A 347-nucleotide genomic window follows, 5' to 3' on the forward strand; every position below is an offset into this window, starting at 1 on the left:
CCTTCGGTGCCGACCTCGCGGGCCACGCGCGTGACCTCGTCGGCGAAGGCGGAGAGCTGGTCGACCATCGTGTTGATCGTCGACTTCAGCTCCAGGATCTCGCCCTTCGCCTCGACCGTGATCTTCTTGCCCAGGTCGCCCTGGGCCACGGCCGTGGAGACGAGGGCGATGTTGCGGACCTGCGACGTCAGGTTGTCCGCCATGAAGTTGACGTTGTCGGTGAGGTCCTTCCACACGCCGGAGACGCCCCGCACCTGGGCCCGGCCACCGAGGTTGCCTTCGGTGCCGACCTCGCGGGCCACGCGCGTGACCTCGTCGGCGAAGGCGGAGAGCTGGTCGACCATCGT

Annotated in this window: 1 protein-coding gene; it reads right to left on the reverse strand. The window is 68.3% G+C overall.

The features are described 5' to 3' along the window. Positions 1-347 (reverse strand): HAMP domain-containing protein (locus AC5P09_RS52215; protein WP_493880664.1); only part of this gene is annotated, 347 nt, incomplete at both ends.

Source organism: Streptomyces sp. a15 (genome assembly GCF_059026085.1).